This window comes from Leptolyngbya sp. KIOST-1 (assembly GCF_000763385.1).
Lineage (GTDB): Bacteria > Cyanobacteriota > Cyanobacteriia > Phormidesmidales > Phormidesmidaceae > Nodosilinea.
On sequence record NZ_JQFA01000004.1, the window covers coordinates 1,901,612 to 1,920,613 of the forward strand.

Here is a 19,002-nt window from a genome sequence, read left to right on the forward strand (position 1 = left end):
TCGGTAAAAAAATCCTAGGGTGAGAGGTTGGGAAAAGGGATTTTGGGCCAGAAACTTGCCCAGGGGAGGCTTATAGGTCGCCCTAGTCCTGGGGTTCTGGTGGAGCGCTAGGGCTGAGGTCAGTAGGTTCATGGGGTTCAAGCAGGGGTTCTCAATCGGTGGGGCGCTAAGCGCGAAACGCTACATTTGCGATGCCATAATCAGTGGCTGGATGCCGAAACCTGGGACGTCTGGGCCTGGATCTGAGGCACCTTTGGGGTTGAAATCGGGTCGGATCGGTGGCGAAGGTAGTAGACAATGCCGCTCAAACAACCGCCCATTTCTGTAAAAACAGTGAGGTACTTGCCTCGAAAACCGTGTAGGAAGCCAAAGGTAATTTGTTTGGCGTAGTGCTTAGGCAGGCAGATAAACAGTCGATATAGATTTCCCCAGTGGCGATGGCGGCCCATCTGAACTAGTAGCGCGGCCACATGGCCACGCATGTAAGCAGTCATCTGTTGGCTAAGACTGGTGAAGTCGGCTCGGTGGTAATGTGAGACTACCGCCGTGGGCTGGTACCGACAAGTCCATCCAGCCGCTAAAACCCGGTACCAATATTCCGAATCTTCGCTGCATCCAGAGGCCCCGGCTCCCAAGCGTTCGTCAAAACCCCCTAGCTGATTAAAAACCTCTCGTCGAAAGGCCATATTGGCCCCAGCTCCAATTCGCCACACTGGCACACCATAGGGTTTTAATTTCTCGAAGAAGAAGCTGTCGAAGATCAAGGGCCGATAGCCCCAGCCAAACCCGCTAGAACCGCGCTGAAATACTTCCTCCGCCTCGGTTTCCAGGCGGGCCGGTAAAATCAATCCGGTCATAGCCATCACCCGAGGGTTGTGAAAGGCCGTCCGCAATTGCTCAAGCCAATGGGGATGGACTTCTACATCGTCGTCGGTAAAGGCAATGATCTCTCCGGTGGCGATCGCGATCCCCCGGTTACGAGCCACACTCAATCCAGGCCGAGGTTCTCGACAGTAGAGCACCCCAGGAAATTGCTCGACGAGTTGTTGGCTAGCCTCGGAGGTGGGGGCATTGTCGATAACGATGATTTCGTGGGCAGGAGTGATGAGACCCTGCAGCGATCGCAGACAACGAGCCAGCGACTGGGGGCGATCGCGGGTACAGATCACCACTGAAACCGTTGCCTGGGCAGCGGCAGCCACTGCCTGGGTTTGGCTCAGCAGCCGGTGCAGAGGCAAATTCATAGCCAGAAGATCTGTACAAAAAGGCAATGGCGTAACCCGCTTGACCTCTGGCAGGGGAGCTTCAAACCCCTGCTGCCGCAACCCGCTCCCCACCGTGGCGGTAATCATTGGTAACGCCAGAGGGAGCCATTGGGCAGCGGTTAGGGGCAACTGCCCCGCCAACAGCTCTAGATGGCCAAGGGGAATGTGGTGCCACCAAAGCACCAGGTAAAGACCCTGGGCCTGGGTTGGTTGGGGCAGCTCCGGCAGGCCCTGACTGAGATCAATGTGACAGATGATCCATCGATGCGAGGCAGAAGCAGTCATATCTGGGAGCTGAGCTGGTATGGGGAATTGGGTAGTCATGGACAAGCAAGTCTCTCCTGACGGGCAAGCAAATGAGCAGAGGATAGCCGTTTGAATCCTCCCAAGAGGAAAGGGGCTTAGGTCATGGGGACTGCCTTCGAATGGCCTCAACTCGACGCAGCGATCGCTGGTACTCACCAACGCTACCCACCAGTCCGCCCCACAACTCGGCCAAAATCATGGGGGGTGGCAGCACGTGACGACCAATTACGCTTTGCTGTAGCTGCCAGAGCTGATCCTGTAACCACCAGACCATCAGTCGGTAAAAGCGCGATCCCATGGCAGGGTCACTCTGGATCGACTTGGTCACAAACGCCATAAAGCCCAGCCCCCAGGTCCAGTACTGATGGCGCAGCTGGCTGATGTCCCAACGGTGCTGGTGGTACACCGCATACTGAGGTTCGTAGACCAGGGGATGCCCTGCTCTGACGACCCGGTAGAACATATCTAAATCTCCGCCACCGGGCAGGGGCTTGCCGGTATCCAGCGCTTCGTCGAAGCCGCCCAGCTCCAGCAGTACCTGCCGCCGAAACGCCATATTGCAGCCAGCGCCAAACATACCGGCCCCGCAGGGGTAGAGCGGATTATTGGGAAGCACCTGGCTGTAGCGAATTTTTTCAAAGCCACGCCCGAAGCCACCCCGGCGCTCAAACAGGATTTGGGCCGGAGTCTCCAGCTCGTAGGGCAGCACCAGCCCGGTGATGGCTCCGGCATCGGGGTTTTCAGCCCAGGCTTCTTGCCACCCCTGGAACCACTGGCGATCCACCGTCACATCGTCGTCGAGGAAGGCCAGCCACCCGGTGGTGGCGGTGTGGAGAGCGCAGTTGCGAGCAAAGTCGAGCCCGGCCCTGGGCTCTTGGGCGTAGCCAACAGAGGGAAACGTGGCCACTACCGCCTGGGTGCGATCGTCGCTGGGGGCGTTGTCCACCACCAGAATGTCAAACTGGGGCTCACCCGCTGCCCGCTGGAGGGGAACGAGGGTGTTCAACAGTCGCGCCACGTTGTCGGGTCGATCTTTGGTGCAAATGGCCACTGTTAAAGACGGCGGCTCGAGCGGGACAGACGAGGGCTGTAGCTCATCCTGCAGGCTCTCTTGCAGAATTTTGGGGCCAACGGACTCAGCGATCCAGGTTTCCAACTGGGGTGGGGAAATTGTGCCGGGGGTGGCGACCTCCCGGAGCAGTTGGCCAATCAGGCGATCGCGACGGCGCAGCACCAGCGCCACCCCGCTGTGCTCGGCGGTGAGCGTGACCGGGGGCAGGGGTTGGGTGACCTCTAGCTGGACAATGGCGTAGGACATGGCGGCAGCGGTGACGATGGAGATACTGGGTTAGGGCGTAAACACAGGATTTTGAAGACCGTACATCCGGCGGAACAGACCGTTCTGCCCCAGCAGATCACTGAGGCTGCCCTGTTCTGCTACCCGACCCTGGTCGAGCACAACTATTTGGTCGGCCTGCTCGATGGTGGAGAGCCGGTGGGCAATCACAATCACTGTGCGATCGCGGCTGAACAGCGTCAGCGCCTCCTGAATCAGGTGCTCTGAGATGCTGTCGAGGGCGTTGGTGGCTTCATCGAGAATCAGCAGGTCGGGGTTGCGAACGATGGCGCGGGCCAGGGCCAGGCGCTGCCGCTGCCCGCCTGAGAGCCGCATGCCGCGATCGCCCACCGGAGTGTCGTAGCCCTGGGGCATCTGAGCAATAAACCCGTGGGCGTGGGCCTGCTGGGCCGCCGCCACAATTTCCTCACGGGTGGCGTCGAGCCGTCCGTAGGCGATGTTGTCGGCCACCGTGGCATTAAAAATGTGCACGTCCTGGCTGACGATTGCCAGGTGTTCGCGCCAGTCGGTCAGGCTGAGGGAGGGCAGCGGCTGACCATCAACCCAGATTTTGCCCGCCAGTGGGTCGTAGAATCGGCAGATCAGGTGAATCAGAGTTGTCTTGCCCGCCCCCGAAGGACCCACCAGGGCCGTGGTTTTCCCCATGGGAATCGTCAGCGTCACCTGGTTGACCGCCACCGGAGACTGGCCAGGATAGGCAAAGCTCACCCCCTCCAGGCGCAGAGCCTGCCGCAGCCCGCCAAAGGGCAGGGCTCCGGTTTGAATGTAGGGTTTGTCGGCGGTGGAGAGGAAGTTCAAGACGTCGTCAATTGCCGCCGCCGCCGCCTGGAGTTCCGTGCGGTAGATGTCCATTATCTGCATCTGCGGCTGTAGCCGGTAGAGCATAAACAAAAAGGTGAGCAGGGTCGGTAAAAAGGCGCGATCGTAGCGCACCGCCAGGACCAAAATCAGCAGCACCAGCAGGGCGGAGAGAATCTCGTAGAGGGGCTGCACCGTGCCGGCCAGCATATCCAGGTGCCAGAAGGCCCGCCGCACCCGCCCGGAGGTATGGTCAAACTTGGCCTGCTCGTGGTCTTCTCGCCCAAAGGCTCGAATGGTGCGCATGCCCACCAGCCCCTCGTACATATGAACGCCCAGGTCGGCGTTGGCCCTGACGCTCTGCCGCCCCAGACGGTCGATGTAGCGGGTGACCCGCTGCACGATCAGCGAGATCACCGCCATCACTACCCCAATGCCCAACGTGAGGGCGGGGGAGATTAGCAGCAGCAGCACGGCATAGACCCCGATGGTGCAGAGGACGGTGATCAGGGCAATCAGTTTGGCCACGGCCTCGCCGGTGCGCCAGGTCTCTCCGGCCAGGGTGTTCATCAGCTGGCCCGAATCGCAGGTTTCGATATGGCTGTAGCCCACCCGCAGCAGCTGGTTGAAAACCCGCGATCGCAGTCGATGGCTGACCTGGTGCTGCAACCAGCCAGACAGCACCCGATTGCCAAAGCTGAACAGGTTTTTGACCAGAATACAGGCCATGATCAGCGCCGGCAGCACCCATAGGCGATCGGCAGGGGAAATATTCCCCACCAGACGAAACAGCGTTTGTAGCAGCACACCGCCGTCTGCCGGTTGGTTGTCACCCTGCATCAGGCTTTGCAGCACCGGAATAAACAGGCTGATACTCAACCCCTCGAAGATCGAAGCCAACAGGCCCACCACGATTACGGTGGGGATGGCCCAACGGTAGCCCTGCAGCAGCGGCAGCAGTCGGTTGATAGCGGTGAATTCTCTCGTCATGGGGCGTTTTGTCCTGCCGCTAGGGCCAGGGATTGGGGGGTCTGAGACCGCAGCGATCGCAGGCGAGCCCTTTCGTACAGCCGGGCCGGAAACATTTCCTTCAGCAACGCCAGGCCCAGCAGGGTGCCCCGGTTGAGCCACGGGGGCTGACGCCGGGGGGTAACGGTGGCAGCCCCCGCCGTCGCCGCTGGGCGCAGCCGCTTCAGCCTGTTCATCAGACTGAGCACGTAGAAGTCGTGGCTGAGCAGGGTCATCGCCCCGTCGGTCCGGAGGGCCTGCATCAGCCAGCCCTGGGACTCGTCGTAGCGATCGCTGCGGTGGCTCTGGTGGGCTAGGTAGGCGTAGCAGTTGCGCATAGACCAGCGCTTCACGCGCTGGTACAGCTCAGGGTTTTCGCGGTGAATGGAGGCTAGAACCAGGCGTTGGGACTTTTCCATCACCTGCAGGTGGCGCGACATACTGTCCGCCACCTGACGATAGCCAATCAAAAACTCAGGCACCAGACCCACCTGATACCGAGCCGCGAGGCGCAGGTACAGCTCCAGGTCTTCGCAGCCCTGGGCCTGCTGCCCCCGCAGGGACGGATCGTAAAAACCGACGGTCTCCAGGCAGCGGCGGCGGATGACCACGGCGCTGGCGTTGGCGATAAAGTTCCGCAGAGTCAGGGGCAGGTACACATCCCCCTGCCACCAGGCGACGTGAAATCCTCCGGTTAAATGGTCGTCCTCGTCAATGTTGAAGGACCAGGCGTAGGTCATGGCCACCGTCAGGGCGGCCTGAACCAAGTACCCCACCTGCTTTTCTAGATTCTCAGGCTGCCACAGGTCGTCAGCGTCCAGGGGAGCAATAAACTCGCCCCGGCTGTGGCGAATGCCCAGGTTGCGGGCGTCGGCCACCCCAGAATTGGGCTTTTGCAGTAGCCGTACCCGCCCATCGGTGGTCATAAATTCACGCACGATCGCGGCCGTTGCGTCGGTCGAACCGTCGTCTACTACCAGCACCTCCAGGTTCTGGTAGGTCTGCTCACACACAGACCGCAGCGTTTTAGCAAGAAATGCGGCGGCATTAAAGGCCGGTACGACGACGGACACCAGAGGGGAAGGGGCCATAGTTGCGCAGCAGAGCTTTAGGACAGGTGACGGCGATCACCGGGTTTGGCTTCCCAGGCAACGGGGTTTCTAAACACCGACGAAATCACCCGGTGGATGAGCCGCTCGGCGACGGTTTTGAGGGTGCTGCTCTGGGGCGGTCGCGCCGCAACGACACCACGACCCCCCGCGCCGCGATACCCCAGCGGTGGAGCCCAGGGCTCCGCCTGCAGGCCAACACTCCGACCCGACTGGGATAGAGCGGAGAGGCTGGGCACAGGGCTGAAGCTCTGTCCCCAGTAGCTAAGCAGGGCTCTGTAGGAGATCGTTCTGAGCATCGGCGTTAGCCAGTCTTTCTGGAAGGCCCTTTTAATCCAAAACAACGCCAGTTCCGGGTCCTCCGGCGAATAGGACTGATGGGCCAGGTTCATGTAGAAACTGCTGGTCGACAGCCGGTAGAGGATCTGGGGCATGTTGGGATATTTTTCCCGGATCGCCTGCCAGATGATCTCGTTGGATCGGGCCATGGAGGAATAGTCGCGAGACATGCTGTCGGGTAGCTTGCGATACCCCACCAAAAAATCGGGCACGACCCGAAACTCGTACTGTTCGGCCATGCGCAGGTAGAGATCCCAGTCTTCGCGGCCCTGACCCGCCTGTGCCCTCAGCTGAACGTTGTAGTTCCCTACCCGATGGAGACAACTGCGCCGAATTAGCACCGAACTGGCATTGGCAATGAAGTCATGGAGCAGCAGGGTCGGATAGACCAACCCTTCAATGGGGGCCGCTCGAAACGCACCCGTGGGCTGGTTCTCCGCGTCAATGTCAATCGACCAGGCGTAGGTCAACCCCACCCTGGGGCTGCTATTGACCAGACACTCAACCTGCTTTTCCAGGTTGAGCGGATACCAGATGTCGTCGGCATCCAGGGGGGCAATCAACTCTCCCTTCGACTTTGCGATCGCCAGGTTGCGGGCGGCGGCCACACCGGAGTTTGGCTGCTGCCAGAGCTGGATGCGCCCATCCCGAGCCATGTACTGCCGGACAATGGCGGCGGTGTGGTCGTGGGAGCCGTCGTCGACCACCAGCACCTCAAAGTTTTGATAAGTCTGAGTCAGCACCGACTCCAGGGTCCGACCGATGAATCGCTCGGCATTGTAGGCCGGGACGATGACTGAGACCAGCGGAAACCCCGTAGCTTTGCCTCGATCACGAAAAGGGAGATTGGGGTTAACCATAGCCTCATTGCAAAATAACCTTCTACATTTTTCCCTGCGCTCTAGAGGTCTCCCAGATAATGCGCTAACTTCATACCAATTACACGTTTCTAGTCAAGACGTAAGGATGAGGTGTAGGTAGCTGATTTTTTTATATCGAAGGGTAGTGGTAGTACTGTTGGGTGCCCGCAGCTAACCCCAGCAGCATTGGCGCTTGGTCGAACTTGCTCCTGCTTTCCTGCCACCGGAACCTGGCCCAGTCCCCTACCTAGCGGTAGTCCATGGACGGTCCAGCGATCGCATGCAGACAACCTACGTTTACAACCCAACCCAAAGTATCTGCCGTTGGAATGAATTCATCTGGAATGAATTTATTCCCCGTCGCTGGAATTGATGACACGTCCTACTCAAACAACCGTCGGAAACCAAAAATACTGTTTATGATGCTGGTGAACGGGCTGAGAAGTGTATTGGTCGTATCCCCAAAGACCGCTAACCCAGAGCGATCGACAATAATCACGTCGCGATCGCGCAGGATAGGGTTATTGGCATCGTTTACATTTCTAGTGAAATCTACAGCAATCTGCTGTTTCTGCGCGGTCCCGTCGGGGGCGAGTCGAACCAGATCTACCGTGTTAATGTTGGCTCTCCTGGGATTGAAACCACCGGCATTAAGCAGTACTTCATTGAGGGAGGTGTTCAAGGGCACCTGAAGCCGTCCCGGACTATTCACCTCCCCCGCAACAAAGATACTGATCGTATCGGGGGCAAAGTTGGCATCGGCCAGGTCACTGGCCTGCTGAGGCGTGATGGCCACAGCTGTGGGAATAAAGATCTCATCTCCCCCCTGAAGGAGAACATCTCTGCTGAGATCCCCAGATTGGATCAGATCCCAAAGGTTGTACGTACTTACCTGCTTTTGGTTGGGGCCCACAACTCGGCGCAGCATGACTTCGCCGATATCGGCATCGGCCGTAATCCCCCCCGCCTGGGCAATGGCCTCGGTCAGGGTCGGAAAGCGAGCATCAAAAGAATTGTTGCTGCGTACGTCGTCCTGGGGGCGCTGTACTGTGTAGGCCCCAGGGCGGCGCACTTCTCCAGAAATAGCCACCCGCACGGGTCTTAGCGTGACGGGAGAAAGGGTGACAATGGGCTGCCGAATGAACCGGGAAACGGCGGCCCCCACAGCCGTTTCTGTTTCAGAAAACGTGAGCCCCTGGACAAATACAGGGCCTACCCGAGGCAGGTTGATGGTGCCGTCCTGCAAAATAATGAACTCGCCGCCGTACTCCTCGGTGCCAAATATAGTCAGCCTGATCACATCTCCTACGCCCACTCGATAGGCCGAAGCCCCGCTAAATGTTGTCGGCAAAGTATTGCCTACAGAGCGCAGTGGCAGCGAGCTACCCGGACTGGCCATCGACCCGGCCCCCGGGGAAGCCGGGCGAGGTTGAGAGAGAATTGACTCCTGCATCGACTGGGCGTGGACGGATCCTGGTATTGCGATCGCAAGCCCGGCCAGCACACCCCCAACAAGTTTGGCTGGCCCAATCAGTGACTGACGTAGTGCCATGGTTATGAGTTTATATAGTGGTCAATACTTCCCGGGCCGCTGTTAGCCATTAACAGGTGGCCTGGGCCATCATCCGGAAGCTTTCCAACCGGGTCTGTGGGTTAAGCACCGCTGCTGAGCCTATGACATGGCTACGCATTACGTTGTTCCACCCACAGGGCAACCGGTCTCAAACAACGACCTGGGCCGGGTCAGTCTCCCGCGTACCGGACAGAATATCCGCGTATTGCCGGAGCTTTGGGCAAAATCTTTAACTACCTGTAAATCTAATCCTCATATTCACGGATAAACTTCCCTGATTAGAGTCGGCAACCTAGTATTTCTTCTCAGGTACTGTAAATTAAATACCTTGGGCTACTAGTCCATGCTAATAAACAGGTCGTTTTCTCAGGGAACCTCCAGACTCCCTTTCCGTCTTAGGGCAACAACGCCAACGGCTCCTACCTATCTAATTGAGCTATAGATGGCTGTTGCCTCTTTTGACCAACTGAATCGAGAGCTGCCGTAAGGTGGCCCCCGCATTCTCCCTCCAAACAAGCAGGTGCTTCTACCCGATTGCACAAAGCCCCAAACCTGCTTAGGAGAAAGCGCTCTCATGAAAATTGCGCTGGTTCATGACTACCTCACCCAGCGAGGTGGTGCCGAACGGGTGTTTGAACTGCTGTGTCAGCGGTTTCCAGAGGCCGACATTTTTACGTCCCTCTACGACCCCGAGCGCACCATTGACCTGCGCGATCGCATTGTCAAAACTACAGCCCTCCAAGCCATCCCTGGTGCCAGTCGACACTTTCGCATGTTTGCGCCGCTCTATTTTCCGGCCTTTCGGCTGCTGGAGCTAGACGACTACGACCTGGTGTTTAGCAGCACCACCAGCTTTGCCAAAGCCGTGCGCACCCGCGCAGATGCCCTGCACATCTGTTTTTGCCACAATATCACTCGCTTTTTGTGGGATACCCAGACCTACCTGCGCGGCTACAAAGAGTATCAGATGCTGTCGCCGCTGCTAGAGCCCATCTTCCACCAGATGCGGCGGCTCGATCTGCACTACGCCAGCGAGCCCGATGTCTACGTGGCCAACTCCAGCACTGTGGCAGAGCGCATTCAATGTATCTACAACCGCCCGGCCTCCTTCATCAACTACCCGATCGACGGTGGCCAATTTAAATTTTCCGAAAAGAAAAGTAATTTTTACCTCGTTTCTTGCCGGTTACTCAGCTACAAGCGCGTAGACATAATCGTTGAAGCATTCAACTGGCTGGGCTGGCCCCTGATCATCATGGGCGATGGCCCTGAGCGAGAGCGACTGGAGGCGTTGGCCCTGGACAATATCACCTTTATTGGCCATGTCAGCGACGAGGAGCGCACCCGCCTGTTTGCCCAGGCCCGCATGGTAATCGTGGCAGCTCTGGAGGATTATGGCCTGGTCCCCATCGAGGCCAACTTCAGCGGCACTCCGGTGGTGTCCTACGGAGCGGGGGGGGTGCTCGATACCCAGATACCGGGGGTGACAGGGGTCTTTTTCAACCGCCAAACCCCCGACTCGGTACAGAATGCCCTGCTCGAAGCTCAAACCTATGAGTGGGACTACCGGCGCATTCACCAGCACGCGATCGACAACTTCACCCAGGCCGCTTTCTTTCGCAAACTGGATGAGTTTCTGAACCTTACCGTTGGAGCACCCATGGCCGCTGAGCTCGGCCTCCGTTGTGAACCCTTAGCGCAGACATAACCATGGTATCGACATCTACCCTCCCGACGACAACTGAGCAGGAGTTTGGCTACGGCCAGCTGTTTCAAATTCTGCTGCGCCGCTGGCCCTGGATTATTACAACCCTGGGCCTAGCCACAGCTGGCGCAGTTTTTGTCTCCCTGCGGCAAGATCCCATCTACCGTAGCAACATGCAACTTTTGGTCGAGCCTAACTATCAGCAAGAGCTGAACAGCTCTGACCTATCGAGCTTTGCCGATCAGGACCCCAGAGATGCTGACTATGCTACTCAGCTAGCACTGATGCGTAGCGGCCAGTTTTTGCAGGAGGCGGTCAATGTTTTACGAACTGATTATCCTGAGATTACCGTTGATGAACTCCGGGCAGGGTTTTCGCTGAATCGATTGGCAGAAGGTAGAACTGGCACCCGTATTTTTCAGGCTAGCTACACGGCCAGCGATCCTGCAAAACCGCAAAGAGTGTTGGCCGCTTTGCAAGATATTTATCTGGAATACAACCAGAACCAGCAGGCTCAACGGCTCAGCCGTGGCCTTGACAACGTCAATGCTCGCCTCTCCAACACCCGGCAAAACCTTCAAGACTCACAAGCGGCTCTGGAGCAGTTTCGCATTAGCCAGAACCTGATTGATCCCAGCTCTCAGGCACTCACTGTCGTAGAGTCACTAAATCAGGTACAAAATCAACAACAGCAGCTCCTGGTTGAGCTGAGTGGTCTGGAACAGCAGTACATCACCCTGGAACAGCAGATCAGGCTCTCTCCGCAAACGGGGCTGTTGGCGGCTCGGCTGAGTCAATCGCCGCGCATTCAAACCTTGCTCGATGCGCTGCAAACAACCGACTTGGCCCTGGCCGATCGCCGAATTTTGTTTACGGATCAAGATCCCAATGTGCAAGTGCTCCAACAGCAGCGCGAAAATCAACTGGCCCAGCTGCGAACTGAGATTAGTGCCATCAGCCGCCAAAACGTCACCCAGCTTGACCCCACCCTGCTGTCCTACCTCCAGCTAGGAGGAATTGACTTTGGACTGGTCAGCCGCATCGTAGATGCCGACGTCACGCTCCAAAGCCTGGAGGCTCGTATGGAAACCCTGAACAGCTTAGAAAGCGTTTTGCGAGAGGAGATCAACCGCTACCCAAGCCTGATGGCCGAATATGACCGACTGCAACCTGCCGTAGACACCGAGCGCAGTACGCTGCAAGAACTGCTGATTCAGCGGGAACAGCTCAGCGCCGAACTGGCCCGGGGTGGGTTTTCCTGGGAGGTCGTGGAACCCCCACAGCTGGGTCGAAGAATTGGCCCTGATCCGGTGCGTCCTCTGGCCCTGGGCATTGTGGCAGGCCTGTTTGCAGGCGGTGCCCTGGCCTTTTTGGCCGAGAGTATTGACAAGCGAGTACGCACCTCAGACGAACTCCAAAAACAGGTGCCGCTCCCTCTGCTGGGCATACTGCCCCGCCGTTCCTCAGCCCTGCCAGCCCTGCGGCGGGCTGAAGCTGAAGGCGGCCTGCATCCTGAACTGGCCGATTCAGAGCTGATGAAAACCGTTATTTGGCCTCAGTTTCGAGACTCCCTCGATCTGATTGCCAACAACCTGCAGCTGCTTCAGAAAAGCCACCTCTCTCAAGCGATCGCCATTACCTCTGCCTTACCAGGGGAGGGCAAAACCACTTTAGCGCTAGGGCTAGCCTTTAGTCTGGCCCGCATGGGTCAGCGGGTTTTGATCATTGATGCTGACCTAAGGCGATCGGGCATTCAAACGGGTCTTGGCCTGGCCCAAGACCAGGGCTTATCGAGCTTGTTGCTCGGAGAAGCCGCCCAAAACCGCCCGCATCGACTAGATTTTGGCCATGTGTTTTTCGATGTGTTAGCAGCTGGCCCTGTTCCTGAAGATCCGATCTCTCTACTCAGTTCACCCCGGTTTAAACAGCTACTCAAACGAGCGAAAGAGCGGTATGACCTGGTTCTGGTAGACACCCCCCCCCTGCTGGGTATGGCCGATGCCCTCAAAGTAGGCGGTGTGTGCGACAGTACTGTGCTGGTCACACGGCTCGATCGCATTACCCAGTCCCAACTGACCGAAGCGATGGTTCTCCTGACCCATCTCAACGTGATGGGATTAATTGCCAACGGTGCTCGACAGTCGCCCAACCGATATATCTATGACCCACTGCCTCCGGCTAATGGTCAGCGCCTGCCAGCTGAATCCAGGTCTTAAGTTGAGGTTTTTCAGGGCAATCTACCCCGAGGTCTAGTCTGCTTAGGTTTATCAGGCTATAGGCTTTAATGCCCCCGTTGTATCAAAAGCTGAGTGATCAGCAAAATCCTATGATTGACTCCACCATTCGCCCCCCAATGTCGAATTTAACGCTCCAGCCTCAAACCTTGCCCAGTGCTGTCAGCAATCACACCCTTTGTCGCTTGCTATGGCGCCAGGGGAAGCTTTGGGTGTTGCCCCCAGCCACCTCTACTCGCCAAATAGCCTTGCCCGCCCTGGCCCATCCCAAATGGTTCCAGCTGTGTCTGGAGCGCTCCAAAACAATGGCCGTTGTCATTGATCCAAACCTGGGCAGTGAGGTAATTAATTTTTGGGCAGAGGCCTGTGAAAAAGCTGGCAAACCCCTATACCTGCGGCTGCCAACGACACGCACCCTACCGAACAAAAAAAACGTGTGGGCCTGGCGGACCAAATGCCTCGTGGAACGTTTGGTTGGGCTGGTCCTGTTAGTGCTATTGAGCCCTTTGATGCTGGTGTTTGCGAGCGGCCTGATGCTGCAAGACGGCGGTCCAGCCTGCAATCGCCACTGGTGTATTGGCCAGCGGGGGCGCGTATTTCGAATGGCGCAATTTCGCCGGGAGTCTCTTCTTACCGGTCAAAAAACGCGTCTTGGTCAGTGGCTGGAGCTCTCTCGCCTCGATCGGTTGCCGCGCCTGGTCAATGTGGTGCGCGGCGAGATGGCGCTGATCGGTACCAAACCCTGGATTGTAGAGGAGGCCATCAAAGTCCCTCCCGAGTTTCAGTTTTGCCTGAACGCTCTGCCTGGTACCGTTGGCCCCAGACCCCTGGGACTCAACATACCAACTTTAGACATTCGAGCTATTTGTCAGCAGGAGGTGGCCTACCTAAAAAACTGGACCCTCTGGCGCGACAGCCAGACCGGTCTACTGGCCGTAGTGCAAATGTTGACAGGCCAAGAGGGCAACTAGCCGTCTCTTTTACACGTAATTTCTTAACTCTTACTAAGGAAATTCTATGTCTAAGCGTGCTCTGGTTACCGGAATCACTGGCCAGGATGGCTCCTATCTAAGTGAACTACTGCTAGAAAAAGGCTACGAAGTCCACGGCATCATCCGCCGCACCTCAACGTTTAATACCGATCGCATTGACCATATTTACGAAGACCCCCACCAGGAAGAGGCCAAACTCTTTCTTCACTACGGCGACCTCACCGATGGCACCACCCTGCGGCGCATCCTGGAAGCGGTGCAGCCCCAGGAAATTTACAACCTGGGGGCCCAGTCCCACGTGCGGGTGAGCTTTGACTCGCCGGAGTACACTGTGGATGCGGTGGGCATGGGCACCCTGCGCCTGCTGGAGGCTATCCGCGACTACCAGAGCCGCACCGGCAATCAGGTGCGCTTTTATCAGGCTGGTTCCTCCGAAATGTTTGGCCTGGTGCAGGCAGTACCCCAGAGCGAAACCACCCCGTTTTACCCTCGCAGCCCCTACGCCTGCGCTAAGGTTTACGGCCACTGGCAGACCATTAATTACCGTGAGTCCTACGGCCTGTTTGCCTGCAACGGTATTTTGTTCAACCACGAGTCGCCCCGGCGCGGCGAAACCTTCGTCACCCGCAAAATCACCCGCGCCCTGGCCCGTATTCTGGCTGGCACCCAGAAAAAGCTCTACATGGGCAACCTCGACGCCAAGCGCGACTGGGGCTACGCCAAAGACTACGTGCGGGCTATGTGGCTCATGCTGCAACAAGACCAGCCCGATGACTATGTGATTGCCACGGGGGAAACTCACTCCATCAAGGAATTTCTCGACATTGCCTTTGGCTACGTCAATCTCGACTGGCACGACTATGTCGCCTTTGACGAGCGCTACCTGCGCCCCGCCGAGGTTGACCTGCTAATTGGCGACCCTACCAAGGCAAAAACAAAGCTGGGCTGGGAACCCTCAGTTACCTTTGAGGAGCTGGTGAAGCTGATGGTCGACGCCGATATTCGAGCGGTGGGGCAGTCACACCCCAATGGCCAGCAGCCAGTGCTAGCGCTAGAAAACGCGATCGTTCGTCAGATGGTTGGAGCATCGTTGATATAGAGTACACTCGCGGCCCAAGAGTTTGAGCAAACCCTTAGAGGCTTGCCCTTGGGCCGCAATGCACCGCTTACGGTACACGAATCAACACTTCAACGCCTCTTGTAGGGGCAAAGGGCCGTTTGCCCCTACTCAGATTCATGCTCATAAGGCACTAGCTATGAAAAAAGCTTTGATTTGCGGCGTATCTGGACAGGACGGAGCCTACCTGGCCAACCTGCTGCTCAACAAGGGGTATACCGTTTGTGGCACCTCTCGGGATGCCCAGATGTCGGCGTTTGGCAATCTAAAGCGCCTGGGCATCTACGACCGAGTAAAGCTGGAATCAATGGCGCTAACCGACTTTCGCAGTGTGCTGCAGGTGCTCACCAAAGTAGACCCCGACGAGGTCTACAACCTGGCGGGGCAAAGCTCAGTAGGGCTATCCTTTGAGCTGCCGGTCGAAACCCTGGAGAGCATTGCCACCGGTACCCTAAACCTGCTGGAGGCGATTCGGTTTTTAGCCAAACCGATTAAGCTTTACAACGCTGGCTCCAGCGAGTGCTTTGGCGATACCCAGGGCGCACCCGCCGACGAAACCACTCCCTTTCGGCCTCGCAGTCCCTACGGGGTGGCCAAGGCCACGGCCTTTTGGGAAGTGGCCAACTACCGCGAAGCCTACGGCATTTTTGCGGCATCGGGCATTTTGTTTAACCATGAGTCACCCCTGCGGCCCCAGCGGTTTGTCACCCAAAAGATTATCGCGACGGCCAGGCGCATTGCCGCAGGTAGCCGCGAGATGCTGCACCTGGGTAACACCACCATTTGCCGGGACTGGGGCTGGGCCCCCGAATACGTTGAAGCCATGTACCTCATGCTTCAGCAGGAGCAGCCCGATGACTACGTGATTGCGACCGGCCAGGCTTTTGCCCTGCAAGATTTTGTCGCTCAGGCATTTGCCACCCTGAACCTGGACTGGCAAGCCCACGTCGTTATTGATCAGAGCCTGTATAGACCGGCAGACATTGCCCACAGCCAGGGTAACCCCAACAGGGCTAAGCAGCGGTTGGGGTGGGTGGCGCGGTCTACCATGCCCAATGTGGTGCAGCAAATGGTGTCTGCCCAGGGGCAGTAGGGCTGGCGTTTGCTGTTTCAAATTTCGATGAAGCTTGCTATCAGCTCCGAAAATATACGGATCAGTCCCCCAACATTGAGAAGTATTAACCAACTATTGAAAAGACCTATGGTTAGCCCTGTATCCCCCAGTCCGCCCACCCCAGAGCCGCAAAATCGACTGCGGGTGCCCAAACGCCCGGCCCGGCCTGCGATCGTGCAGGTGTATCGGCCCGCTAGCGAAATGCGGCGACCCCTACAGCTGTTTCGTCGCATGGGGGCCGACTTGTTGGCCTCCCGCGAACTGGCCTGGCAGCTGATGAAGCGCGACATTAGCGCCCAGTATCGGGAGTCGTTTTTGGGGGTGGCCTGGGCAATTATTCCGCCGATTATTGCCTCGGCAGGGTTTGCCTTTGCCGCCAGTGCGGAGGTAATCAATGTGGGGGAAACGGATATTCCGTACCCGGCCTACGTGCTGCTGAGCACGGCCCTGTGGCAGACATTTAGCGAGGCGGTGATGCTGCCGATGCAAAAGGTCACCTTGGCCCGCATGATGCTGTCTAAAATTCAGTTTCCGCGCGAGGCGCTGATTTTGGCGGCGACGGGGCAGGTGTTGTTCAATTTTGCCTTCAAGCTTTTGCTGGTGGCGGGCATGTTTGCCTGGTTTAGGCTGCCGGTGCCGCTGAGCCTGGTTCTGGCCCCGGTGGCGCTGCTGCACCTGGTGCTGTTGGGAACCGTTATGGGGATGTTTTTGGCCCCCATGAGTGCGCTGTATCAAGACTTTCAAAAGGGGATGCAGCTGCTGCTGGGCACCTGGCTGTTTTTGACTCCGGTGGTGTATCCGCCGCCGCAGAGTGATGGGCTGTTTGGCTTTTTGGTGCAGGTTAACCCGGTGACGCCGCTGCTGGTGACGACGCGCGAGCTGATGACGGTGGGCACGATCTCTGACCCCCAGGGGTTTTGGCTGATGAGTGCGATCGTGTTTATGACTTTGCCGGTGGCGTGGCTGGTATATCGGTTGGCGATGCCCTATGCAATTGAGAGGTTTAGCTCGTAATGACTTTAGTAGCTGCAAATACACAAGCGATGACTGCACCTAAAGACTCTGATGTGGTGCTCTCGGTGCAGGGGGTGTCGAAGAAGTTTTGTCGAGATTTTAAGTCAGCGCTGTTTTATGGCATGCAAGACATCTCTAGTGAGGTGTTGGGCCTGCGGGGCGACAAAAATGACAGGCTGCGCAAAAAGGAGTTTTGGGCGCTGCAAGATGTGAGTTTTGAGCTGCGCCGGGGCGAGGCGCTGGGCCTGGTGGGCAAAAATGGCAGCGGCAAGTCGACGCTGCTGCGCGTTATTGCGGGGTTGATTAAGCCCGATGTGGGGTCGGTGACGGTAAGAGGCCGGGTGGCCCCGCTGATTGCCTTGGGGGCTGGGTTTAACCCGGTGTTGACGGGGCGAGAAAATATTTACGCCAATATGTCGATTTTGGGCCTCAGCAAAGCAGAAATTGATGACCGCTTTGATGATGTAGTGGCGTTTGCAGAAATACCAGATGCGATTGATTCACCAGTAAGAAGCTATAGCTCTGGGATGCAGGCTCGATTAGGCTTCGCTTGTGCAGTCTTCACTGAACCAGACATATTGTTGATTGATGAAGTCTTGGCTGTAGGCGATAGCCGGTTCCGAGCAAAATGCTTTCGACAGTTAAATGATTTAAGGAAGAAAGATGTAACTTTTATCTTAGTCAGCCATAACTCTAACTCAATTCTCACAGTCTGTGAATCTTCAGCCTATCTAAGAAGAGGCAACCTAATAGACTTTGGGGATTCCACTTCAGTCATGAAAAAATACGAGGAAGATTTATTCATTAAAGACAAAGAATCCGCAGAAAAAACCCTCTCTACAAGGAGTAACTATTCAGAAGAAAACCCCAACTTGAATATTTCAGATGTGTTTTTTGAAGATGAGCTAGGGGATCGAATCAACTCACCAAAAACAGGTCATTCAACATATTTTTGCATTGAATTTGACGCAAAGAGAACCCTAGATAATGTAACTGTAGCAGCAATCATAAAAGGGATGGCAGAAGGCGGTGAAGCAGTGCTGTATTTAAACAGCACTCAAGATGGAAAAACATTTCATTTCAAACCAGGCCATGGAAAAGTGAAGATTTTCATGCCTAGCCTTGGACTTCGAGTAGGAACTTATCTAGTGGATATTTTCATAAAGGAAGGAAATCTCTGTAGACTTGATACCCTTGAAGGATTCTCTTTTTCAGTTAAAAGTGAATCAATTATGGATCGATGCTTATATTATCAGCCTAGAGAATGGCAGCATTCAAGTTAAAAGCTAACAAGGAATTAGTTTTATCTGTCCTAATAATCTTTAGGAGATGAATTACGAAATGAGAAATATAGAATTTCTAACAAGCAAGAACCTATCTTTCTATAGAACAAATCACAAATTTGAGCACTATTCTGAGTTTAAATCTGTAGAAGAATTTAAGGAAATATTATCTTATGCAGATGAAAACAATCTCAAAGTTTATATTTTAGGAAATGGATCAAATACATTTTTTTGTGGGAGCAAAATTAAGACCCTAGTACTTAAAAATAATTTAGAGAAGGAGATAAAAGTAGTATCAAAGACTGATACCCATTCAATAATTCGAGCATCATCATCAGTTTTAGCGATAGATATACTGAAAATTTGCTTCAGTGAAACACTAGATGCTTTTTACTATCTTTCGTCTGTACCCGCAACGATTGGCGGTGCGCTTGCAATGAACGCAGGACGTGGCAAGCATTTTAATCGAACAATATATGATTTTGTGGAGCATCTTGAAGTCTTTGACCATAAAGAAAATCGGATTAAAATCCTTAAGAAATCTGAGGTGGTAAAAGGCTATAGAGAAACTATTTTTACGGGCATTCAAAGCCAGCTAATATTAGGCGTAGAATTTAAGTTTCCAAAACATCAATTTGAAGGAAATCCTATACTGGAAAGGTGTAAGTGGTCTAAAGAAAATCAGGACAATGCAATTCCCAACTGTGGATCAGTTTTTAGTTCAGCAGATCCGAAAATTTTAGAGTCTATTAAAGGGTTGAGGATTGGTGAAGCTAGGTTTTCGAAAAAAACAAGTAACTGGATTAGCAATAAGTCTAGCAATTACATCTATATTTATTTGCTTATAGTTCTTGCAAAGATACTTCATCTGGTCAAAAAGAAAAAAGCAAAACTTGAAATTATTTTGGTTGACTAAAAGTTCTTTGTC

Annotated in this window: 14 protein-coding genes; 8 read left to right on the forward strand and 6 right to left on the reverse strand. The window is 55.5% G+C overall.

All coding sequences use genetic code 11. The features are described 5' to 3' along the window. Positions 1-200 precede the first annotated feature (200 nt). The 6 genes from NF78_RS25340 to NF78_RS25365 all read right to left on the reverse strand — a co-directional run bounded on the left by NF78_RS25340 (position 201) and on the right by NF78_RS25365 (position 8,594). A complete protein-coding gene (locus NF78_RS25340) occupies positions 201-1,550 on the reverse strand; it encodes a glycosyltransferase family 2 protein (protein WP_072016250.1) in 1,350 nt (449 codons plus the stop codon). 121 nt (positions 1,551-1,671) lie between these two features. Then, on the reverse strand, positions 1,672-2,889 hold the full coding sequence (locus NF78_RS25345) for a glycosyltransferase family 2 protein (RefSeq protein WP_035992792.1): 1,218 nt from the start codon (positions 2,887-2,889) through the stop codon (positions 1,672-1,674). Positions 2,890-2,919: 30 nt separating this feature from the next. Beyond that, entirely contained in the window at positions 2,920-4,716 is a 1,797-nt protein-coding gene (locus tag NF78_RS25350) for an ABC transporter ATP-binding protein (protein WP_035992795.1), read from the reverse strand. After that, positions 4,713-5,825, reverse strand: a complete 1,113-nt coding sequence (locus NF78_RS25355) for a glycosyltransferase family 2 protein (protein ID WP_072016251.1) — start codon at positions 5,823-5,825, stop codon at positions 4,713-4,715. Before NF78_RS25355 ends, NF78_RS25350 begins: the two co-directional genes overlap by 4 nt. A gap of 17 nt (positions 5,826-5,842) precedes the next feature. Next, the gene (locus tag NF78_RS25360; protein ID WP_052050943.1) at positions 5,843-7,042 is read right to left on the reverse strand and encodes a glycosyltransferase family 2 protein; all 1,200 of its coding nucleotides are present in this window, start codon (positions 7,040-7,042) and stop codon (positions 5,843-5,845) included. A 382-nt stretch (positions 7,043-7,424) separates the two neighbouring features. After that, the gene (locus tag NF78_RS25365) at positions 7,425-8,594 is read right to left on the reverse strand and encodes an SLBB domain-containing protein (RefSeq protein WP_081972935.1); all 1,170 of its coding nucleotides are present in this window, start codon (positions 8,592-8,594) and stop codon (positions 7,425-7,427) included. A gap of 595 nt (positions 8,595-9,189) precedes the next feature. Here NF78_RS25365 and NF78_RS25370 point away from each other — a divergent pair. The 8 genes from NF78_RS25370 (at position 9,190) to NF78_RS25405 (ending at position 18,990) form a co-directional block, all read left to right on the forward strand. Further along, complete coding sequence (locus NF78_RS25370) at positions 9,190-10,323, forward strand: glycosyltransferase (protein ID WP_052050945.1); 1,134 nt, start codon at positions 9,190-9,192, stop codon at positions 10,321-10,323. Positions 10,324-10,325: 2 nt separating this feature from the next. Further along, positions 10,326-12,536, forward strand: a complete 2,211-nt coding sequence (locus tag NF78_RS25375; protein ID WP_052050946.1) for a GumC family protein — start codon at positions 10,326-10,328, stop codon at positions 12,534-12,536. A gap of 137 nt (positions 12,537-12,673) precedes the next feature. Then, the gene (hepC, locus tag NF78_RS32010; RefSeq protein WP_412768543.1) at positions 12,674-13,525 is read left to right on the forward strand and encodes a heterocyst development glycosyltransferase HepC; all 852 of its coding nucleotides are present in this window, start codon (positions 12,674-12,676) and stop codon (positions 13,523-13,525) included. Between the two features lie 46 nt (positions 13,526-13,571). Continuing rightward, positions 13,572-14,645, forward strand: coding sequence for a GDP-mannose 4,6-dehydratase (gmd, locus tag NF78_RS25385; protein ID WP_035992798.1), 1,074 nt, complete (start codon positions 13,572-13,574; stop codon positions 14,643-14,645). 157 nt (positions 14,646-14,802) lie between these two features. After that, entirely contained in the window at positions 14,803-15,756 is a 954-nt protein-coding gene (locus NF78_RS25390) for a GDP-mannose 4,6-dehydratase (RefSeq protein WP_035992799.1), read from the forward strand. A gap of 108 nt (positions 15,757-15,864) precedes the next feature. Further along, entirely contained in the window at positions 15,865-16,791 is a 927-nt protein-coding gene (locus NF78_RS25395; protein WP_081972939.1) for an ABC transporter permease, read from the forward strand. Further along, a complete protein-coding gene (locus tag NF78_RS25400; RefSeq protein WP_035992802.1) occupies positions 16,791-18,074 on the forward strand; it encodes an ABC transporter ATP-binding protein in 1,284 nt (427 codons plus the stop codon). Before NF78_RS25395 ends, NF78_RS25400 begins: the two co-directional genes overlap by 1 nt. A gap of 58 nt (positions 18,075-18,132) precedes the next feature. Then, on the forward strand, positions 18,133-18,990 hold the full coding sequence (locus NF78_RS25405; RefSeq protein WP_035994116.1) for an FAD-binding protein: 858 nt from the start codon (positions 18,133-18,135) through the stop codon (positions 18,988-18,990). Positions 18,991-19,002 lie beyond the last annotated feature (12 nt).

Bases quoted from the DNA above. Each gene is read 5' to 3' on its own strand.
- hepC (WP_412768543.1), top strand. From the start codon at position 12,674: ATGTCGAATTTAACGCTCCAGCCTCAAACCTTGCCCAGTGCTGTCAGC.
- NF78_RS25345 (WP_035992792.1), bottom strand. From the start codon at position 2,889: ATGTCCTACGCCATTGTCCAGCTAGAGGTCACCCAACCCCTGCCCCCG.
- NF78_RS25405 (WP_035994116.1), top strand. From the start codon at position 18,133: ATGAGAAATATAGAATTTCTAACAAGCAAGAACCTATCTTTCTATAGA.
- NF78_RS25355 (WP_072016251.1), bottom strand. From the start codon at position 5,825: ATGGCCCCTTCCCCTCTGGTGTCCGTCGTCGTACCGGCCTTTAATGCC.
- gmd (WP_035992798.1), top strand. From the start codon at position 13,572: ATGTCTAAGCGTGCTCTGGTTACCGGAATCACTGGCCAGGATGGCTCC.
- NF78_RS25400 (WP_035992802.1), top strand. From the start codon at position 16,791: ATGACTTTAGTAGCTGCAAATACACAAGCGATGACTGCACCTAAAGAC.
- NF78_RS25395 (WP_081972939.1), top strand. From the start codon at position 15,865: ATGGTTAGCCCTGTATCCCCCAGTCCGCCCACCCCAGAGCCGCAAAAT.
- NF78_RS25365 (WP_081972935.1), bottom strand. From the start codon at position 8,594: ATGGCACTACGTCAGTCACTGATTGGGCCAGCCAAACTTGTTGGGGGT.
- NF78_RS25360 (WP_052050943.1), bottom strand. From the start codon at position 7,042: ATGGTTAACCCCAATCTCCCTTTTCGTGATCGAGGCAAAGCTACGGGG.
- NF78_RS25375 (WP_052050946.1), top strand. From the start codon at position 10,326: ATGGTATCGACATCTACCCTCCCGACGACAACTGAGCAGGAGTTTGGC.
- NF78_RS25390 (WP_035992799.1), top strand. From the start codon at position 14,803: ATGAAAAAAGCTTTGATTTGCGGCGTATCTGGACAGGACGGAGCCTAC.
- NF78_RS25370 (WP_052050945.1), top strand. From the start codon at position 9,190: ATGAAAATTGCGCTGGTTCATGACTACCTCACCCAGCGAGGTGGTGCC.
- NF78_RS25350 (WP_035992795.1), bottom strand. From the start codon at position 4,716: ATGACGAGAGAATTCACCGCTATCAACCGACTGCTGCCGCTGCTGCAG.
- NF78_RS25340 (WP_072016250.1), bottom strand. From the start codon at position 1,550: ATGACTGCTTCTGCCTCGCATCGATGGATCATCTGTCACATTGATCTC.